Below are 1,484 nucleotides of genomic sequence, written 5' to 3'. Positions count from 1 at the left end.
GCGTTAGCGGAGCTTTGCTGAGGCAATCGCTCTCTATTTTGCAGCGTTGGCGGAGCAAGTGCGACAGCTATATCGCTCTACATTACCATACGCTATATATGCTGTCTTTGCGTAAGTCCTGATACTATACTTTGAAAAGCCCTGCCCTCCTGGGAGGGGTTAGGGGTGGGTCTCCATCTGCCCATCTCCCCACACTCCCCATCTCCCCACACTTGTCAATTCAGGATAAGATACAAATATGGCAACTATAGATATCCAAGGGGTTCCACACGCCTACGAATTGACAAACCCCACAAAATCCCCCCATGTGCTTATTTTTATACATGGCTGGCTCTTAAGCCGTAACTACTGGCAACCTTTAATCCAAAGACTTTCACCAGATTACCAATGTTTATCTTACGATTTGCGCGGATTCGGTGATTCTCAAATCCACTCAACCCAAAAAAAATTAGTTTTCAACTACAGTCCCGCAGCTTATGTAGAAGACCTGACAATATTATTACAGAAACTCAATATATCTAGTGCCTGGCTCATTGGCCACTCTTTAGGAGGCACAATTGCCTTGTTAGGAGCGAATAGAATGTTCGATATTATCAAGGCAGTGGTCTGTATCAACTCTGGTGGTGGAATTTACATTAAAGAAGAATTTGAACGATTTAGGTTTGCAGGGGCACAACTTATCAAATTTCGTCCTAGTTGGCTATCTTATTTGCCTCTGACAGACTTAATGTTTACAAGAACTCAAGTGGCCACACCAATCTCTCGTAAATGGGGACGACAACGATTAACTGATTTTCTTGGAGCATCTTATGAAGCAGCTCTGGGGACACTATTAGACTCCACTACAGAATCAGAAGTTCATAACCTTCCACTGGTAGTCTCAAAATTGAAGCAACCTGTTTATTTTATTGCTGGAGCAAAAGACCAAATAATGGCTCCTAAATATGTAAAACATTTAGCTAGTTTTCACTGGATGTTTCAAGGCCACGGTGGAAATGTCCTAGAAATTCCTGAATGTGGTCATCTAGCAATGTTAGAAAAGCCTAATGCTGTAGCGGCTCATATCCGAAGTCTTTTGGCAAAGGAAATATAAATTATGACTAAAATTAAAGCCATCCATTCTGTACGTTGCCCTACCGACGGCTCCCTTAGCTGAGTTCTGACTTCCCCTCCAGGGACCTGTGAGGGATGGGTTGACTCCTAAGAAATATCCTAGCTATTTGTAGTAAGCATTTATCAATTTGGTGTTACCTAAGTTAAGCATTAATTCGTAGACTTAGAAATACCAAGCTAAAAATTTTCTCCTCTAAATATATAACTGTATTTTTTATTTTGGAGATATCTACTTCTTATTCATTCCTATTCTTAACTTATCATTTTTTTTGCTTCCTCAACATGAAGTCCAAGAATTACAACCATAAGGGGGTTGGTAAGGGGGTGCTGGTTTCCCCACTCCTCCACAGGGTGGGGCGGAAAGCACCCCC

Annotated in this window: 1 protein-coding gene; it reads left to right on the top strand. The window is 41.8% G+C overall.

Going from position 1 to position 1,484, the window contains the following annotated elements; all coding sequences use genetic code 11:
* Nucleotides 1-238: 238 nt before the first annotated feature.
* Nucleotides 239-1,093, top strand: coding sequence for an alpha/beta fold hydrolase (locus D5R40_RS32925; RefSeq protein ID WP_124146577.1), 855 nt, complete (start codon nucleotides 239-241; stop codon nucleotides 1,091-1,093).
* Nucleotides 1,094-1,484 lie beyond the last annotated feature (391 nt).

This window comes from Okeania hirsuta, assembly GCF_003838195.1.
Classification (GTDB): domain Bacteria; phylum Cyanobacteriota; class Cyanobacteriia; order Cyanobacteriales; family Microcoleaceae; genus Okeania; species Okeania hirsuta.
The sequence above is the reverse complement of the archived record's forward strand: the minus strand, read 5'-3'. Positions and strand labels throughout refer to the sequence as shown.